The sequence below is a fragment of the Chitinophaga sp. 22308 genome (assembly GCF_052045305.1).
Lineage (GTDB): Bacteria > Bacteroidota > Bacteroidia > Chitinophagales > Chitinophagaceae > Chitinophaga > Chitinophaga varians_A.
Genome location: NZ_JBQEOP010000007.1, coordinates 387,746 through 400,587, shown reverse-complemented (window position 1 = coordinate 400,587; position 12,842 = coordinate 387,746). Strand labels below are relative to the sequence as shown.

The 12,842-nt window shown below is 49.0% G+C and carries 16 protein-coding genes; 13 read left to right on the top strand and 3 right to left on the bottom strand.

What is annotated here, in order from left to right; genetic code table 11:
• Positions 1-26 precede the first annotated feature (26 nt).
• The 6 genes from ACTJJS_RS27680 (at position 27) to ACTJJS_RS27655 (ending at position 4,382) form a co-directional block, all read left to right on the top strand.
• Positions 27-1,109, top strand: a complete 1,083-nt coding sequence (locus ACTJJS_RS27680) for a BT_3928 family protein (protein ID WP_440666706.1) — start codon at positions 27-29, stop codon at positions 1,107-1,109.
• 6 nt (positions 1,110-1,115) lie between these two features.
• Positions 1,116-2,168, top strand: coding sequence for an ABC transporter permease (locus ACTJJS_RS27675; protein ID WP_440666704.1), 1,053 nt, complete (start codon positions 1,116-1,118; stop codon positions 2,166-2,168).
• 128 nt (positions 2,169-2,296) lie between these two features.
• The gene (locus ACTJJS_RS27670; RefSeq protein ID WP_169226394.1) at positions 2,297-2,809 is read left to right on the top strand and encodes an RNA polymerase sigma factor; all 513 of its coding nucleotides are present in this window, start codon (positions 2,297-2,299) and stop codon (positions 2,807-2,809) included.
• A complete protein-coding gene (locus tag ACTJJS_RS27665) occupies positions 2,799-3,314 on the top strand; it encodes a hypothetical protein (RefSeq protein WP_440666702.1) in 516 nt (171 codons plus the stop codon). The genes ACTJJS_RS27670 and ACTJJS_RS27665 overlap by 11 nt, the downstream gene beginning before the upstream one ends.
• A gap of 40 nt (positions 3,315-3,354) precedes the next feature.
• Complete coding sequence (locus tag ACTJJS_RS27660) at positions 3,355-3,870, top strand: DUF4252 domain-containing protein (protein ID WP_168874256.1); 516 nt, start codon at positions 3,355-3,357, stop codon at positions 3,868-3,870.
• Positions 3,871-3,872: 2 nt separating this feature from the next.
• Positions 3,873-4,382, top strand: coding sequence for a DUF4252 domain-containing protein (locus tag ACTJJS_RS27655; RefSeq protein WP_440666700.1), 510 nt, complete (start codon positions 3,873-3,875; stop codon positions 4,380-4,382).
• A gap of 9 nt (positions 4,383-4,391) precedes the next feature.
• Here ACTJJS_RS27655 and ACTJJS_RS27650 read toward each other — a convergent pair whose 3' ends face one another.
• Together ACTJJS_RS27650 and recF are read right to left on the bottom strand one after the other, a co-directional pair.
• A complete protein-coding gene (locus ACTJJS_RS27650) occupies positions 4,392-4,679 on the bottom strand; it encodes a DUF721 domain-containing protein (protein ID WP_168874254.1) in 288 nt (95 codons plus the stop codon).
• A gap of 115 nt (positions 4,680-4,794) precedes the next feature.
• Complete coding sequence (recF, locus tag ACTJJS_RS27645) at positions 4,795-5,871, bottom strand: DNA replication/repair protein RecF (protein ID WP_440666697.1); 1,077 nt, start codon at positions 5,869-5,871, stop codon at positions 4,795-4,797.
• Positions 5,872-6,081: 210 nt separating this feature from the next.
• Between recF and pdhA the strand changes: the two genes are divergently transcribed.
• The 7 genes from pdhA (at position 6,082) to ACTJJS_RS27610 (ending at position 11,393) form a co-directional block, all read left to right on the top strand.
• Entirely contained in the window at positions 6,082-7,092 is a 1,011-nt protein-coding gene (pdhA, locus tag ACTJJS_RS27640) for a pyruvate dehydrogenase (acetyl-transferring) E1 component subunit alpha (RefSeq protein WP_317166455.1), read from the top strand.
• 112 nt (positions 7,093-7,204) lie between these two features.
• On the top strand, positions 7,205-7,903 hold the full coding sequence (locus ACTJJS_RS27635; protein ID WP_168874252.1) for a tetratricopeptide repeat protein: 699 nt from the start codon (positions 7,205-7,207) through the stop codon (positions 7,901-7,903).
• Between the two features lie 130 nt (positions 7,904-8,033).
• A complete protein-coding gene (ribH, locus tag ACTJJS_RS27630; RefSeq protein WP_168874251.1) occupies positions 8,034-8,537 on the top strand; it encodes a 6,7-dimethyl-8-ribityllumazine synthase in 504 nt (167 codons plus the stop codon).
• 85 nt (positions 8,538-8,622) lie between these two features.
• Complete coding sequence (locus ACTJJS_RS27625; protein ID WP_247655067.1) at positions 8,623-9,345, top strand: (Fe-S)-binding protein; 723 nt, start codon at positions 8,623-8,625, stop codon at positions 9,343-9,345.
• Between the two features lie 16 nt (positions 9,346-9,361).
• Positions 9,362-9,772, top strand: a complete 411-nt coding sequence (locus tag ACTJJS_RS27620; RefSeq protein WP_168874250.1) for an EVE domain-containing protein — start codon at positions 9,362-9,364, stop codon at positions 9,770-9,772.
• A gap of 59 nt (positions 9,773-9,831) precedes the next feature.
• Positions 9,832-10,692, top strand: a complete 861-nt coding sequence (locus tag ACTJJS_RS27615) for a DUF4349 domain-containing protein (protein WP_440666695.1) — start codon at positions 9,832-9,834, stop codon at positions 10,690-10,692.
• 23 nt (positions 10,693-10,715) lie between these two features.
• Positions 10,716-11,393, top strand: a complete 678-nt coding sequence (locus ACTJJS_RS27610) for an SIR2 family NAD-dependent protein deacylase (RefSeq protein ID WP_440666693.1) — start codon at positions 10,716-10,718, stop codon at positions 11,391-11,393.
• An 85-nt stretch (positions 11,394-11,478) separates the two neighbouring features.
• Here the strand turns inward: ACTJJS_RS27610 and ACTJJS_RS27605 are convergent, their stop codons facing one another.
• On the bottom strand, positions 11,479-12,807 hold the full coding sequence (locus ACTJJS_RS27605; RefSeq protein WP_168874247.1) for a saccharopine dehydrogenase C-terminal domain-containing protein: 1,329 nt from the start codon (positions 12,805-12,807) through the stop codon (positions 11,479-11,481).
• Positions 12,808-12,842: the final 35 nt, after the last annotated feature.

Below are 12,842 nucleotides of genomic sequence, written 5' to 3'. Positions count from 1 at the left end.
TCATTGCTTAACCATTAAACTATTTTATGAAAGTTGTCCTGAACCTATTGCGGATTATTGTAGGAGTGCTGTTTATTTTTTCAGGCCTGATCAAAGCCAACGATCCATTGGGCCTTAGTTATAAGATGGAAGAGTTCTTTGAGGTGCTGCACCTTACTTTTCTGTCGCCTTATTCCCTTGCCTTCTCAGTGATCATGAACGCTTTCGAGATCATTGCCGGCGTGGCGGTACTGGTAGGATACCGTATGCGTATCTTCTCTGTGCTGCTGTTGCTGCTGATCCTGTTCTTTACCTTCCTTACAGGTTATGCGCTCTTCAGCGGCACCATCCGCGAATGCGGCTGTTTCGGCGATTGTATCAAACTCACTGCTGAACAGACTTTCTGGAAAGACGTGGCCCTGCTGGTCATGATACTGGTGATTTACATCTACCGTAAAAGTGTACAGCCGTTGTTTAAAGGAGCGGGACTGGTGCTGTTGTTGTCGGCGATTGCTTCGTTTGGCGTGCAATGGTACACCCTTCGCCATCTGCCGTTTATAGATTGCCTGCCCTATAAAGTGGGCAATAACATCTCAGAGAAGATGAAACTTCCTCCCGGCGCCACTCCCGATGTGTACGAGATGATCTTCATCTATGAGAAAAACGGTGAGAAAAAAGAATTCACGGCCGACAACTATCCCTGGTCAGACAGTACCTGGAAATTTGTGGACCGCAAAGATAAACTGATCAAAAAAGGGAATGCTGAACCGGCCATCAAAGACTTCATCCTCACAGATGCGGACGGCGTTAATCAAACCCAGGCCATCCTCAATGAAGACAAAACCGTGTTTCTGTTCCTCGTACAGAATGTGGAGAAAGCCGGAGAAGGCTGGGACAACAAAATGAAAGCCCTGCAGCAGAAGTGGAAGAACCAGGAAATACTGATCTATGGCGTGTCAGCATCTACCAAAGAACAGATTGCTGCTTTTAAACAGCAGCACGGGCTGGAGTTTCCTTTCGTGCAGATGGACGGCGTGGCTATCAAAACAGCCGGCAGGGCCAATCCATGCCTGATCGAACTGAAAAAAGGCACCATTGTAGGTAAATGGCATTATAACGATATTCCGTAAGACACTATGTTACGCTTTCTTCTCCGGAAAACAGGATATGGGTTGCTGGTACTGCTGGGCGTGGTGGTAGTGGTGTTTTTCCTGTTCAATGTATTACCCGGCGATCCGGCCCGGCTGACGCTCGGTCAGCGGGCAGATGTGTCTTCTCTTGAAAACGTCCGTAAAGAACTGCACCTCGACCAGCCGGTAGGGGTGCAGTTCCTGCTTTATCTTAATGATCTGTCACCTGTGGGCGTGCATCCACTGGCGGAAGCAACGGAAAACCTGCATTACGTGACCCTCGCTCACCTGTCAGGCGAAAAGATACTGGTGCTTAAAACACCTTATCTGCGCCGTTCCTATCAGGGCAAGAAGCCGGTATGGGAAATCCTGACGGAAGCGCTGCCGGGCACATTATTGCTCGCCACTGCGGCCATGCTTTTCGCCACGGTGGCCGGTATAGGGTTGGGCGTGTTGTCCGCTGTCAAACAAAACACCTGGATGGACACCAGCGCGGTGTTTGCCAGTGTGATTGGTATTTCGGCGCCTTCTTTTTTTGCCGGTATCGTACTGGCGTACCTGTTAGGATTTGTGCTCAGCGGTTATACCGGCCTGCATATGACCGGCAGCCTGTTCGATATAGATCCTTTCCGGGGCAGGGTGCTGAACCTGCGCAACCTGGTACTGCCCGCGCTTACCCTGGGCATTCGTCCGCTGGCTATTATCGTGCAGCTCACCCGCAGCGCTATGCTCGATGTGCTGCATCAGGACTATATCCGCACGGCCTACGCTAAAGGGCTGTCCCGCAGGGTAGTGATCTGGCACCATGCGCTGCGTAATGCGCTCAACCCGGTGATCACCGCCATCACAGGCTGGTTTGCTGAACTGCTGGCAGGCGCTTTTTTTGTGGAGTACATCTTTGGCTGGAAGGGGATCGGCAAGGTGACGGTAGATGCGCTCGACAAATTCGATTTCCCGGTGGTCATGGGTGCTATCCTGTTTACCGCAGGCATTTTTGTGCTGGTCAATATTCTGGCAGATATGTTGTATTCGGTAGTAGACCCGCGTATTAAACTATAATCTGTTTACAACCAATTATTTATAATGATATCATAGCCCAGGCCCGAAGGCCTGGGAATTTTTTTTTAGAAATGTTGTAACATCGTCTTTTGTGAGTCGTCTTCTCATTATAAAACGCAATATCCCGCATGTCATTGGACTTATTTCTTAACCAGGTCGTTCCCGTCAGGCAAAAGCTTTTCCGCTTTGCATACCGCCTGCTGGGCAACGAAGAGGACGCGCAGGATATTACACAGGATGCCCTGATGAAGGTATGGAGCCAGCAGGAGAAGATGCCGGAGCTGCAGAATATGGAAGCCTGGTGTATGCGCATCACGCGCAACCTGGCGCTGGACAAAATCAAATCAAGGAAATACCGTCTTGCTGATGAACTGGACAGGGCAGGAGAAGTACCATCGGCCCAGCACAGCCCTCATACCATGGCAGAGAAAAATGACGTCATGGTAAAAGTAAGACGGATCATTCACGAGTTACCGGAGAAATACCGGACCATCATTCAGTTAAGGGACATGGATGGCTATTCCTATCAGGAAATCGCTGACATACTGGAACTGGACATGAACGACGTAAAAGTCAACCTGCACCGGGCACGCAAGGCGGTGCGGGAGAAACTTCAAAACATACAGGTATATGGATTATAATCACATCATCGCGTTACTGGACCGGTACTGGGAAGGGGAAACCACCCTGGAGGAAGAGGCGTTGCTACGCCGGTTTTTCAGCGAGTCCCACCCTGATATGCCGGAGCCGTTGCAGGAAGCAGCCCCGTTATTTGGCTTCTTCCGCGAAGAAATGGAAAACGAACAGGAATTGGAAGAACGGTCTCCCAGACCAGCAATGCCGGTTGAAACCGGGGCGGTTAAGATCGTGCCGCTATCGCCTTTCCGTCATTGGATGAAGTATGCGGCCATATTGCTGATGGCTGTCGGCATAGGCTATGCCATGAAACAACACCAGCGGCAGGAGATAAAGGTCCACATCGCGGAAATACAGCAGCAGAAAGAGGAAGAGGAAACCAGGATGGCTTATCTGGAAACGAAGAAAGCGTTGCAGTTGCTGGCCAGGAACCTGAACAAGGGAACAGACAAAATGCAGAAGCTGGCCTACTTCAACGAAGCGACCGGCCTGATTACAGGAGCTAATTAAATATGCCCATTTTAAAACCTGATATAAAATCCAGAAGAAGATGAAACGTTCACTTTTATTGCTGGTAGCGGTTTTTGCCAGTATGCACCTCTTCGCGCAGAGTAGCATAGACCGCTTTTTCCAGAAGTACGAAAACGACCGGAATTTTACCCTGGTCAGTATCACGCCCAAAATGTTCTCCATGTTTTCCAAACTGGACATGAACGATCCCGACGCCAAAAACCTGATGAGGGTGGTACAGAAACTGAAAGGGTTGCGCATTCTCGCCAAAGACAACACGAAGGACGGACAACGGCTGTACAAGGAAGCAGCTGTGTTCCTGACCGGCGACTTTGAGGAGCTGATGACCGTAAGGGACAAAGACAGCGATCTGAAGTTTATGGTAAAGGAAAACAGCCGGGGAAACATTAACGAGCTGATTATGCTCGTAGGCGGTACCAATGACTTTTTGGCCATGAGCCTGGTGGGAGACATTGATCTGAATGAAATATCACAGATCGCAAACTCTGTCAACATCCAGGGTATGGACAAACTCAAAAACCTTAAAAAGAAATAACGATGAAAAAATTATTTTTAGGAGGTTGCTTACTGCTGGCCGGTGTGTCCACCTTAGTGGCCCAGGACAAGTCGCTGCGTGAATTCCGTAACAAATACCGGGGCAAGGCCGATGTGGTGAGCGTTAGAGTTGGGAGCTTTCCGTTGCGGCTGGCGGGGTTTGTGATGTCGTTCGTGCCGAATGACGAAGATGTAAAGACGCTGCGGCCCGTTTTAAAAAATGTCCGTAAGCTCAGGGTGCATACCATCGAAAATCCGCGGGGGGCCAATGTTAGCAGTGAAGACGTAGCAGCGCTTATGGAAAAGCTGCAAACAAAAGATCAGTTTGAAACGCTGATGGAAGTACGTGACAAAGGTACTCTGGTACACATACTGAATAAAGGAAAGGACGATGAACTGGGCAACGTGGTAATGCTGATCCAGGAAGACAATGAGTTTCTGATGGTCAACGTGCAAACAAGCCTCAAAATAGCTGATATCAACCGCCTGATCCATCAGTTTGCCTCCAACTGATAACTGTCACTATCGGATCATCACTTCCTTTACCACATTTTCCCCCAACATTTCATTCACCAGTTTGATGATCTTGTCTTTGGAATAAGTTAATTCCTGTTTTAAGGGTGCTACCGAAGTTGTTATGATGAGTTTTTGCTCAATCAGCTGGATGCCTTGTGTGTAGCGCGCAATGGTTTTGCCCATAATTTTCTCCCAGTTCTCCTGAATACGAACTTCAGTAAGACGGGGTTTAAGGCGGCTTTTGTTCATAAATTCCCGGAGGGCATCTCCGATACTGGTTGTTCCGTGGCGCATGGCGTCAAAGCTACGAATATTTAGGGATTTTTTGATTTGGGTATTTTTAGATTTGTCTGTTATGGTGATAAATTTTCACTGTCAGCCAACTAAAAAAAAACTGATCAGAAAATCCCTAAATGCTGATAAGCTGTATTGTCTGGCCTGTACCTTCGAAGCTGTGCTGCAGGCGTTCTGCGTGCGTATCCGTAATGAAGACCTGGCCGAAGGAAGGGCCGGCCACCAGTGAGATGAGGCGGGTAACACGTTCCTGGTCCAGTTTTTCAAATACATCGTCGAGCAGGAGCAGGGGCGCAAATTGTTTGAACTGCCTGATGACTTCGAACTGGGCGAGTTTCAGGGCAAAGAGAAAACTTTTGCGTTGTCCTTGTGAGGCACTGTTTTTCATCGGATGGTCGTTGAGCAGGAACAGCAGGTCGTCGCGGTGAATGCCGGTGGAAGTACGTTGCAGCTGAAGGTCTTTGAAGCGGGCCGCCCGCAGCTGGGCCGCATAGTCTTCTTCCTGCAGGGTGCATTGGTAGCGGATGTTCACCACTTCGTGTGTGCCTGAGATGTAGTCGTACAGCTGTTGCACCTGGGGGATAAAGCCTGTCAGGAAAGCTTTCCGTTGTTCGAAGACGGGGATGCCATGGTGTACCAGTTGTTCGTCAAACACATCCAGCAGGCTGTGTTCTTCGCCGGCGCCGGTCATGTTTTTCAGGAGCGTATTGCGTTGTACCAGTATTTTCTGGTAGGCGATGAGGTGTTCGAGGTAGTCGGGATACAGCTGTGACAGGAGGGTGTCGAGCCATTTACGGCGTTCTTCGCTGCCGCCGAGGATGATTTCCGCATCGTCCGGTGCAATGATCACCGCAGGGAATTGTCCGATGTGGCGGGAAAAGCGGTCGTATTTTTCATCGTTGAGCGATACTTCTTTTTTACCGTCTTTTACCGTGCATACTATTTTGGCTGGCTGGCCCTGTTTGTCGAAGTAGCCTTCCAGACGAAAGCCGTTGGTCAGGTACTGGGTGTTCTGGCTTTCATTGCTGGTAAAATAGCTGCGGGTGAAGCAGAGGTAATAGATGGCGTCAAGGAGGTTGGTCTTGCCGGAGCCGTTTCTTCCGGTGATGCCCACCACCCGTTGGTCGAACCGGAAGTCCTGCCGGGTATAATTTTTAAATTGTACGAGTGATATTTTACCGATACGTAGCAAAGAAATTAATTATGTGTATAAAAAAATATGCAAATTCTGCAATATCTGTAACTGATATAGATCCCTGTCTGTGGGCCTTTATCTCTCAATAAACTGCAATTAAATGCAAAACTGTTTGAAATTGATGAATTTGCATAATTTAATACTAATTGGATTTGATATTTACATTTTAGGATTTTCCTGTTATATTTGCCAACAAATTTAGAAAGAGTGCAAACTAAAACAGACGTGAAGACGAAATTCACCAAAGAGACATATCTGTACTGGTATGAATTGATGCTTTTGCTGCGCCGCTTTGAAGAAAAGACAGGCCAATTGTACGGAATGCAAAAAATCCGTGGCTTTTGTCACCTGTACATCGGTCAGGAGGCAATTGCTGCTGGTGCAATGACTGCGACGAAACCGGAAGATAAATTTATCACCGCGTACCGTGACCACGCTTTGGCAATTGCCAAGGGTATTTCTGCCAAGGCTTGTATGGCGGAGATGTATGGTAAAGCAACCGGATGTTCAAAAGGTAAGGGAGGTAGTATGCACTTCTTCTCCAAAGAGCACAACTTCTTTGGCGGTCATGGTATCGTAGGCGCCCAGATCGGTACCGGTGCGGGCCTGGCGCTGGCGGAGCAGTACCAGGGTACTGACAACGTGGTGCTGTGTTTCTTCGGTGACGGTGCCGCCCGTCAGGGTATGCTCCATGAAACCTTTAACATGGCGATGACCTGGAAACTGCCGGTGATCTTTATTTGTGAAAACAACATGTACGCCATGGGTACTTCTGTAGAACGTACCTCCAACGTACTGGATATCTATAAGCTCGCTGACGCGTACGAAATGCCGGCCGATTCTATCGACGGTATGAGCTGTGAAGCCGTACACGAAGGTGTGGAAAGAGCGGTAAAACGTGCCCGCGAAAATGGCGGCCCAACCCTGTTGGAAATCAAAACTTACCGTTACCGTGGCCACTCCATGAGCGACCCCGCTAAATACCGCACTAAAGAGGAACTGGAAGAGTACAAACAGAAAGATCCGATTAACCAGGTGTTGAGCGTTATTGAGAAAAACAAATGGGCTACTGAAGCTGAAATTGAAGCGATCAACGACCGTGTGAAAGCGGAAGTGGAAGAATGCGTTCAGTTCGCTGAAGAATCCCCCTGGCCGTCTGACGATGAGCTGCTGAAAGACGTTTATGTGCAGCAGGATTATCCTTTCATCGTTGACTAAAGCTTAATAGTACGCAACAGTTAGCTTTTTACCTTTTCTTCAAAAGGCAGAAAGCTAACTGTTGTTCATTGATACCTATTAAATAACCAAGCAATCACAATTACCTTTTAAAATGGCAGAAACTAAAGATAAAGCCACCACGCCGCAACCTGCAACAAATTTTGACCTGGAACAGTCCATGCACAAGGCGGAAGACTTCTTCGTTAAAAATAAAAATGTCATTACTATTGCTGTGCTGGCAGTAGTAGTGGGGGTAGGCGGTTTCTTCGCCTATAACCGTTTCGTTAAACAACCCAACGAAAACAAAGCCCAGGAAATGATCTTCCACGCGCAGAACTACTTTGCAGTGGATTCCTTCAAACTGGCGCTGAATGGCGATGGTAACAACTACGGTTTCTTACAGGTAGTAAACAAATATGGCGGCACCAAAGCCGGTAATCTCGCAAAATACAGCGCTGGCGTATGCTACATCCGTATGGGCGAATACCAGAAAGGTATCGACATGCTGAAATCCTTTAGCTCAGACGATCTGCTGCTGCAGCCTACTGCACTGGGCCTGATCGGTGACGCTTATATGGAGCTCAACAAAACCGCTGAAGGTATCGAATCCTATAAAAAAGCAGGTCACTATAATGATAATGAGCTGACTGCCCCTGTTTACCTGTTCCGTGCCGGCATGGCCCTGGAAAAAGCAGGTAAGGCACAGGAAGCCATCTCTATCTATAAAGAAATTAAAGAGAAATTCCCCCTCACCAACGAAGGCCGTGAAATGGACAAGTACCTGGCGAGACTGGGAGACGTAAGGAATTAATCAATTACGAATTACGAATTACAAATTACGAATTAAGAGTTCTTTTGTAGCGCGGTTACTTAGTAACTTTCTAAAAACAACCCTCAATTCGTAATTCGTAATTCGTAATTCGTAATTCCAAATTGAATGTATGTCTGATTACAATAAAAGCTTGTTAAATGATACTGGCATTCTCAACCTGGAGGATGCCAGTGTTGTTATGGTGTATACTGAATGGAATGACACTATCGTCAACGAACTGGTAGCCGGTTGCGAAAGATCACTGCAACAATATAAGGTGTCCAAAACCAATAAAATCGTAGTGCCGGGCGCGTTTGAACTGCCTTACGCCTGCAAACAATATTGGGAAAACACCAAAGGCACCGGTCAGCAACCTGGCGCTATTATTGCTTTCGGTTGCGTGATCCGCGGCGAAACCCCGCATTTTGACTATGTGTGCAAAGCTGTTACAGAAGGTATCCTGCAACTGAACCTTCAACTGCCCGTTCCCGTTATATTCGGTATATTGACGGTCGATAACGAGCAGCAGGCCCTCGACAGACTGGGCGGAGCGCACGGCCACAAAGGGGAGGAAGCTGCCATCACCGCATTAAAGATGATCGCGTTACAAAGAGACCTGGCGAGAGGAGTTTAGCACCATAACCATGGTTGTCGGCCTTTGCCCAAGCCCCCGGCGTAACCGGCCCTCTGCGCAACCAATGGAACCGCTAAAAGATTTTATGATGAATGTACAGTTATTTATACCATGTTTCGTAGACCAGCTGTTTCCGGAAACCGCTTTCAATATGGTGAAAGTACTGGAGAAGCTCGGATGTAACGTGATGTATAACCCGGAGCAGACCTGCTGTGGCCAGCCTGCCTATAATGCCGGTTATCAGGATGAATGCAGATCAGTAGCCACCAAATTTGTTAAAGACTTCAAGACTTTCGATTATATCGTGGCCCCCAGCGGCTCCTGTACAGGGTTTGTCCGCAATTACTACAGCAAACTGTTTGATAATTCCGCCGCTCATAACGACGTGAAACTGTTGCGCAAAAACCTTTACGAATTCACCGAATTCCTCACAGACGTATTGCATGTAACAGACCTCGGCGCTACGCTCAACGGAGTGGGCACCTATCACGACGCCTGCGGCGCTTTGCGCGAATGCGGCATCAAGGAAGGGCCCCGTAAACTGCTGGAAAAAGTAAAAGGCCTGGAGCTGAAAGAAATGAATGATTGTGAAGTCTGCTGCGGGTTTGGCGGTACTTTCTCGGTCAAGTTTGAACCCATCTCTGTAGGAATGGGCGAGCAGAAGGTAAACAACGCTGTCAACAGCGGCGCCGATTACCTCATCTCCACCGACCTTTCCTGCCTGATGCACCTCGATGGCTATATCCGTAAACACGGTACCCCTATTAAAGTGATGCACATCGCCGATGTACTGGCGAGTGGATGGTAAACCAAAAACCTTACACATGAACTATTGGCTTGTCAAATCGGAACCTTTCAAGTATTCGTGGGACCAGTTTGTAAAAGATAAAAAGACCTTCTGGGACGGCGTGCGCAATTACCAGGCACGCAATAACCTGAAGGCCATGAAAAAAGGCGACCAGGTACTGTTCTACCACAGCAATGAAGGCCTCGCCGTAGTGGGGATCGCTGAAGTGGCCAAAGAACATTACCAGGACCCTACCACACCGGACCCAAACTGGGTAGTGGTAGACCTGAAGCCGGTCAAAAAGCTGAAGGTGCCCGTTACCCTCGCTGAAATGAAAGCAGAAAAAAGGCTTGCCGACCTATCGCTGATCCGCCAGGGACGCCTGTCGGTATGCGACGTTACCAAAGATCAGTTTGACGTGATCCTGGAAATGGGAGGCATGAAATAGATTTTTATTTGATTATGGAGTTTCCGGATTGTTCGCATCATACCGGAAATTCCATTATAATGAAGTACTTAACCCTTATCTCCGCTTGTTGGCTGCTGGCAGCTTGTAGCCATAAACCCGAACCTGCGGCCTCTGTCAGTTTAGAAGCCCCGGCCATTGCTAAAGACGAAACGGCGCCTGCCGGCTTACTGGATGCCAAACAGGCCGGATACCTAGCGCCGGATGACGCTTCTTCCGGCCAGCCCGCTCCCGAACAGAAAATTATCAGGACAGCCCGTATCACTTATTCCGTGGATGATTTTGCTGCTGCTAAAAAGCGTGTAGCCGGTATCGTTAGTAAGGCCGGCGGATATATCTTAGCAGAAACTCAACATGGCGACGGTACGGAAAAACGTAACCAGCTCGATATCAAAGTGCCGGCGTCGGCATTCGACAGTTGCGTGGAGAGGCTCACCAGCGGCGTGTCCCGATTGGATGAAAAAAGTATCAATTCCCAGGACGTAACGGCGGAGTATGTGGACCTGGACGCCCGTATGAAGACGAGGGTGGCCACAGAACAACGTTATCTCGACATCCTGAAACAGGCACGTACCGTAAAAGACGTGCTGGAAGTGGAAGCACAGCTGAAATCCATCCGTGAGGAGATTGAAGCAGCGAAGGGAAGGCTACTGTACATGGACCGCCAGGTGAGCTACAGCACCATTCATCTTGAATATTACCAGGTACTGGCCTTATCAGCACCGGAAGCGCCGGGGTTCTTTCCCCGGGTGGGACTGGCGCTCCGCAACGGCTGGAACAATATACTGGGCCTCGTAATAGATGTGATTGGCTGGTGGCCTTTGATGCTGGTTGCCGTTTTTCTATTTATATTTATCAAAAGGCGTTGGAGAAAGAACAACCCATCTGTCACAACAGCCTGATTCACTTAAACGACACAAAACATATGAAACCAAGATTAGTGGTGCTGACCGGAGCCGGCATCAGCGCAGAAAGTGGACTCCGGACTTTCCGTGACAGCGATGGCTTATGGGAAGGTTATGACGTATACGAAGTGGCTTCCCCCAAAGGCTGGCAAAACAATCCCGGGCTGGTGCTCGACTTCTACAACAGCCGTCGCCGTGATGTAAAAAATGCGCAGCCCAACGCAGCCCATACGGGCCTGGCGGAACTGGAAGCGAAGTACGACGTACGGGTGATCACGCAAAATATCGACGACCTGCATGAGCGTGGGGGCTCTTCCCGCGTGCTGCACCTGCATGGAGAGATTTTCAAAATGCGCAGTGTAAAAAATGAAGAACTCATCTTCGACATACAGGAAGACATCCGCCTGGGCGACCTCGCTGAAGATGGCGGCCAGCTGCGTCCGCACATCGTTTGGTTTGGTGAAGCGGTGCCCATGATAGAGCAGGCGGTACGTGAAGTGATGTGGGCGGATATTTTCGTGGTGATCGGCACTTCTTTACAGGTGTATCCTGCTGCCAGTCTGCTGAACTATATCAGGCCGGAGGCTGTCGTGTACCTGATCGATAAAAAGCTGCCTTCCGTGGAAGGATGCAATAACATCATCAGTATCGAAAAGCCGGCTACGGCCGGCGTGGCAGAGCTGCTCACGCTTTTGTAAAAAATAAAAGCTCCCCGTTGCATGCGGGGAGCTCTCACGAGTCCTTTCTTCTCCGTTAGTGTTTATCACAGGATAATCATATCGTCTACTCAAAACTTTCTTCAAAACGGATATCAAATTCTTCCAGTTCTTTTAAGACCGGGTTATATATTTCCGGCATCACGGGGATGCGCAGGCCGGTGAGGGTTATTTTCTCCTGCAGCAGCAGTTTGGCAAGGATGCCCAGCGGCAGTCCTACTGTTTTGGCCATTGCCGTGCGCACATTGTCTTCTCCCTGTGTGATCATGTAGCTGTGCATGCGGGTGGCCATGTTGCGGCGCTCGAATTCTATCTCATGCATCATCACGATCATATCCTTATCAGAGGGTTCCATCTTCAGTTTATCTTCCACCAGGTGTTGCAGCACTTCCGCGTCTGTTTTCTCACCGAGGTTGATCTGGTCGCCGTTGAGCAGACCAAGGAATTTCAGCTGCCGGATCACTTTTGATTTGCTGCTGACATTGAGGAACCTGGCCATTACTTCTTCATGGCCGGCTTGTTTGTCAACTCCCTCAATATGCCGTGTGGCCCAGTCGAAGCAGGTGAGGTGGTCTGTCTGTATTTTACCGTTTTCACCGGTGAGGCCCAGTTTGATAAGGGCGTTCCATCCTTCGCAGAAGTCAGGGAAACGGAGGGTGGCGCGCATGAAGGTGGCAATGTTTTCCAGTTTATAGGACTCCATGTACCCGAGGGAATCGCGGTTGGGATAGTAGGCGAGTTTGCCCAGTCCGGGCACCTGGATGGTTTTGTTATGATCAAAGAGCTGTTCGTACGCCACTTCGCGGGTTTTGCCCTTTTCGCGGTAGATGGCGCCGGAAGCGCCGGCCATCACTACGTTGCGGGCGTTCCAGGAGATCTTGTACTGCCATGGGTTGTCCAGGCTTTCCGGGGAGATAAGGCCGCCGCAGTAGGATTTAAACGAAAATATCTGTCCGCCTTTTTTCTCAATGGAGTGAATGAGTTTCATGGCAGACATATGGTCGATGCCAGGATCGAGGCCCATTTCATACATGAACAGGAGCCCGGCTTTTTCAATGTCTTTTTCGAGTTTGCGTACTTCAGGATCGATATAGGAAGCGGTGAGGAGGTTTTTATGGAACTGCAGGCAATCTTTGGCCACGGTAATATGCAGGTGGGGAGGGAGCAGGGAGATGACAAGGTCTGTTTCCTGTATCAGCTGCTGCCGGGCCGCCTGGTCTTTTATGTCGATGGCCGCCGGGGTGGCATAATAAGACTTGCCTGTTTTGGATTTGATGAGCATCAGGTCATGGTCCGCCACCGTGATATGCCATTTTTGTCTAGGTGCATTGGCCAGCAGATAGTCGATCAGGCTGGTCGCCGATTTTCCGGCCCCAAACAACAGAATATTCTTCATAGTTTCTTTAAGAAAAGGTTAAGAATCAGGGGAAT

Coding starts and splice junctions, on each gene's coding strand:
- ribH (WP_168874251.1), top strand. CDS start 8,034: ATGTCTGATTACAATAAAAGCTTGTTAAATGATACTGGCATTCTCAAC.
- ACTJJS_RS27680 (WP_440666706.1), top strand. CDS start 27: ATGAAAGTTGTCCTGAACCTATTGCGGATTATTGTAGGAGTGCTGTTT.
- ACTJJS_RS27620 (WP_168874250.1), top strand. CDS start 9,362: ATGAACTATTGGCTTGTCAAATCGGAACCTTTCAAGTATTCGTGGGAC.
- ACTJJS_RS27635 (WP_168874252.1), top strand. CDS start 7,205: ATGGCAGAAACTAAAGATAAAGCCACCACGCCGCAACCTGCAACAAAT.
- ACTJJS_RS27610 (WP_440666693.1), top strand. CDS start 10,716: ATGAAACCAAGATTAGTGGTGCTGACCGGAGCCGGCATCAGCGCAGAA.
- ACTJJS_RS27665 (WP_440666702.1), top strand. CDS start 2,799: ATGGATTATAATCACATCATCGCGTTACTGGACCGGTACTGGGAAGGG.
- ACTJJS_RS27625 (WP_247655067.1), top strand. CDS start 8,623: ATGATGAATGTACAGTTATTTATACCATGTTTCGTAGACCAGCTGTTT.
- ACTJJS_RS27615 (WP_440666695.1), top strand. CDS start 9,832: ATGAAGTACTTAACCCTTATCTCCGCTTGTTGGCTGCTGGCAGCTTGT.
- ACTJJS_RS27605 (WP_168874247.1), bottom strand. CDS start 12,807: ATGAAGAATATTCTGTTGTTTGGGGCCGGAAAATCGGCGACCAGCCTG.
- ACTJJS_RS27650 (WP_168874254.1), bottom strand. CDS start 4,679: ATGCGCCACGGAACAACCAGTATCGGAGATGCCCTCCGGGAATTTATG.
- ACTJJS_RS27675 (WP_440666704.1), top strand. CDS start 1,116: ATGTTACGCTTTCTTCTCCGGAAAACAGGATATGGGTTGCTGGTACTG.
- ACTJJS_RS27655 (WP_440666700.1), top strand. CDS start 3,873: ATGAAAAAATTATTTTTAGGAGGTTGCTTACTGCTGGCCGGTGTGTCC.
- ACTJJS_RS27660 (WP_168874256.1), top strand. CDS start 3,355: ATGAAACGTTCACTTTTATTGCTGGTAGCGGTTTTTGCCAGTATGCAC.
- ACTJJS_RS27670 (WP_169226394.1), top strand. CDS start 2,297: ATGTCATTGGACTTATTTCTTAACCAGGTCGTTCCCGTCAGGCAAAAG.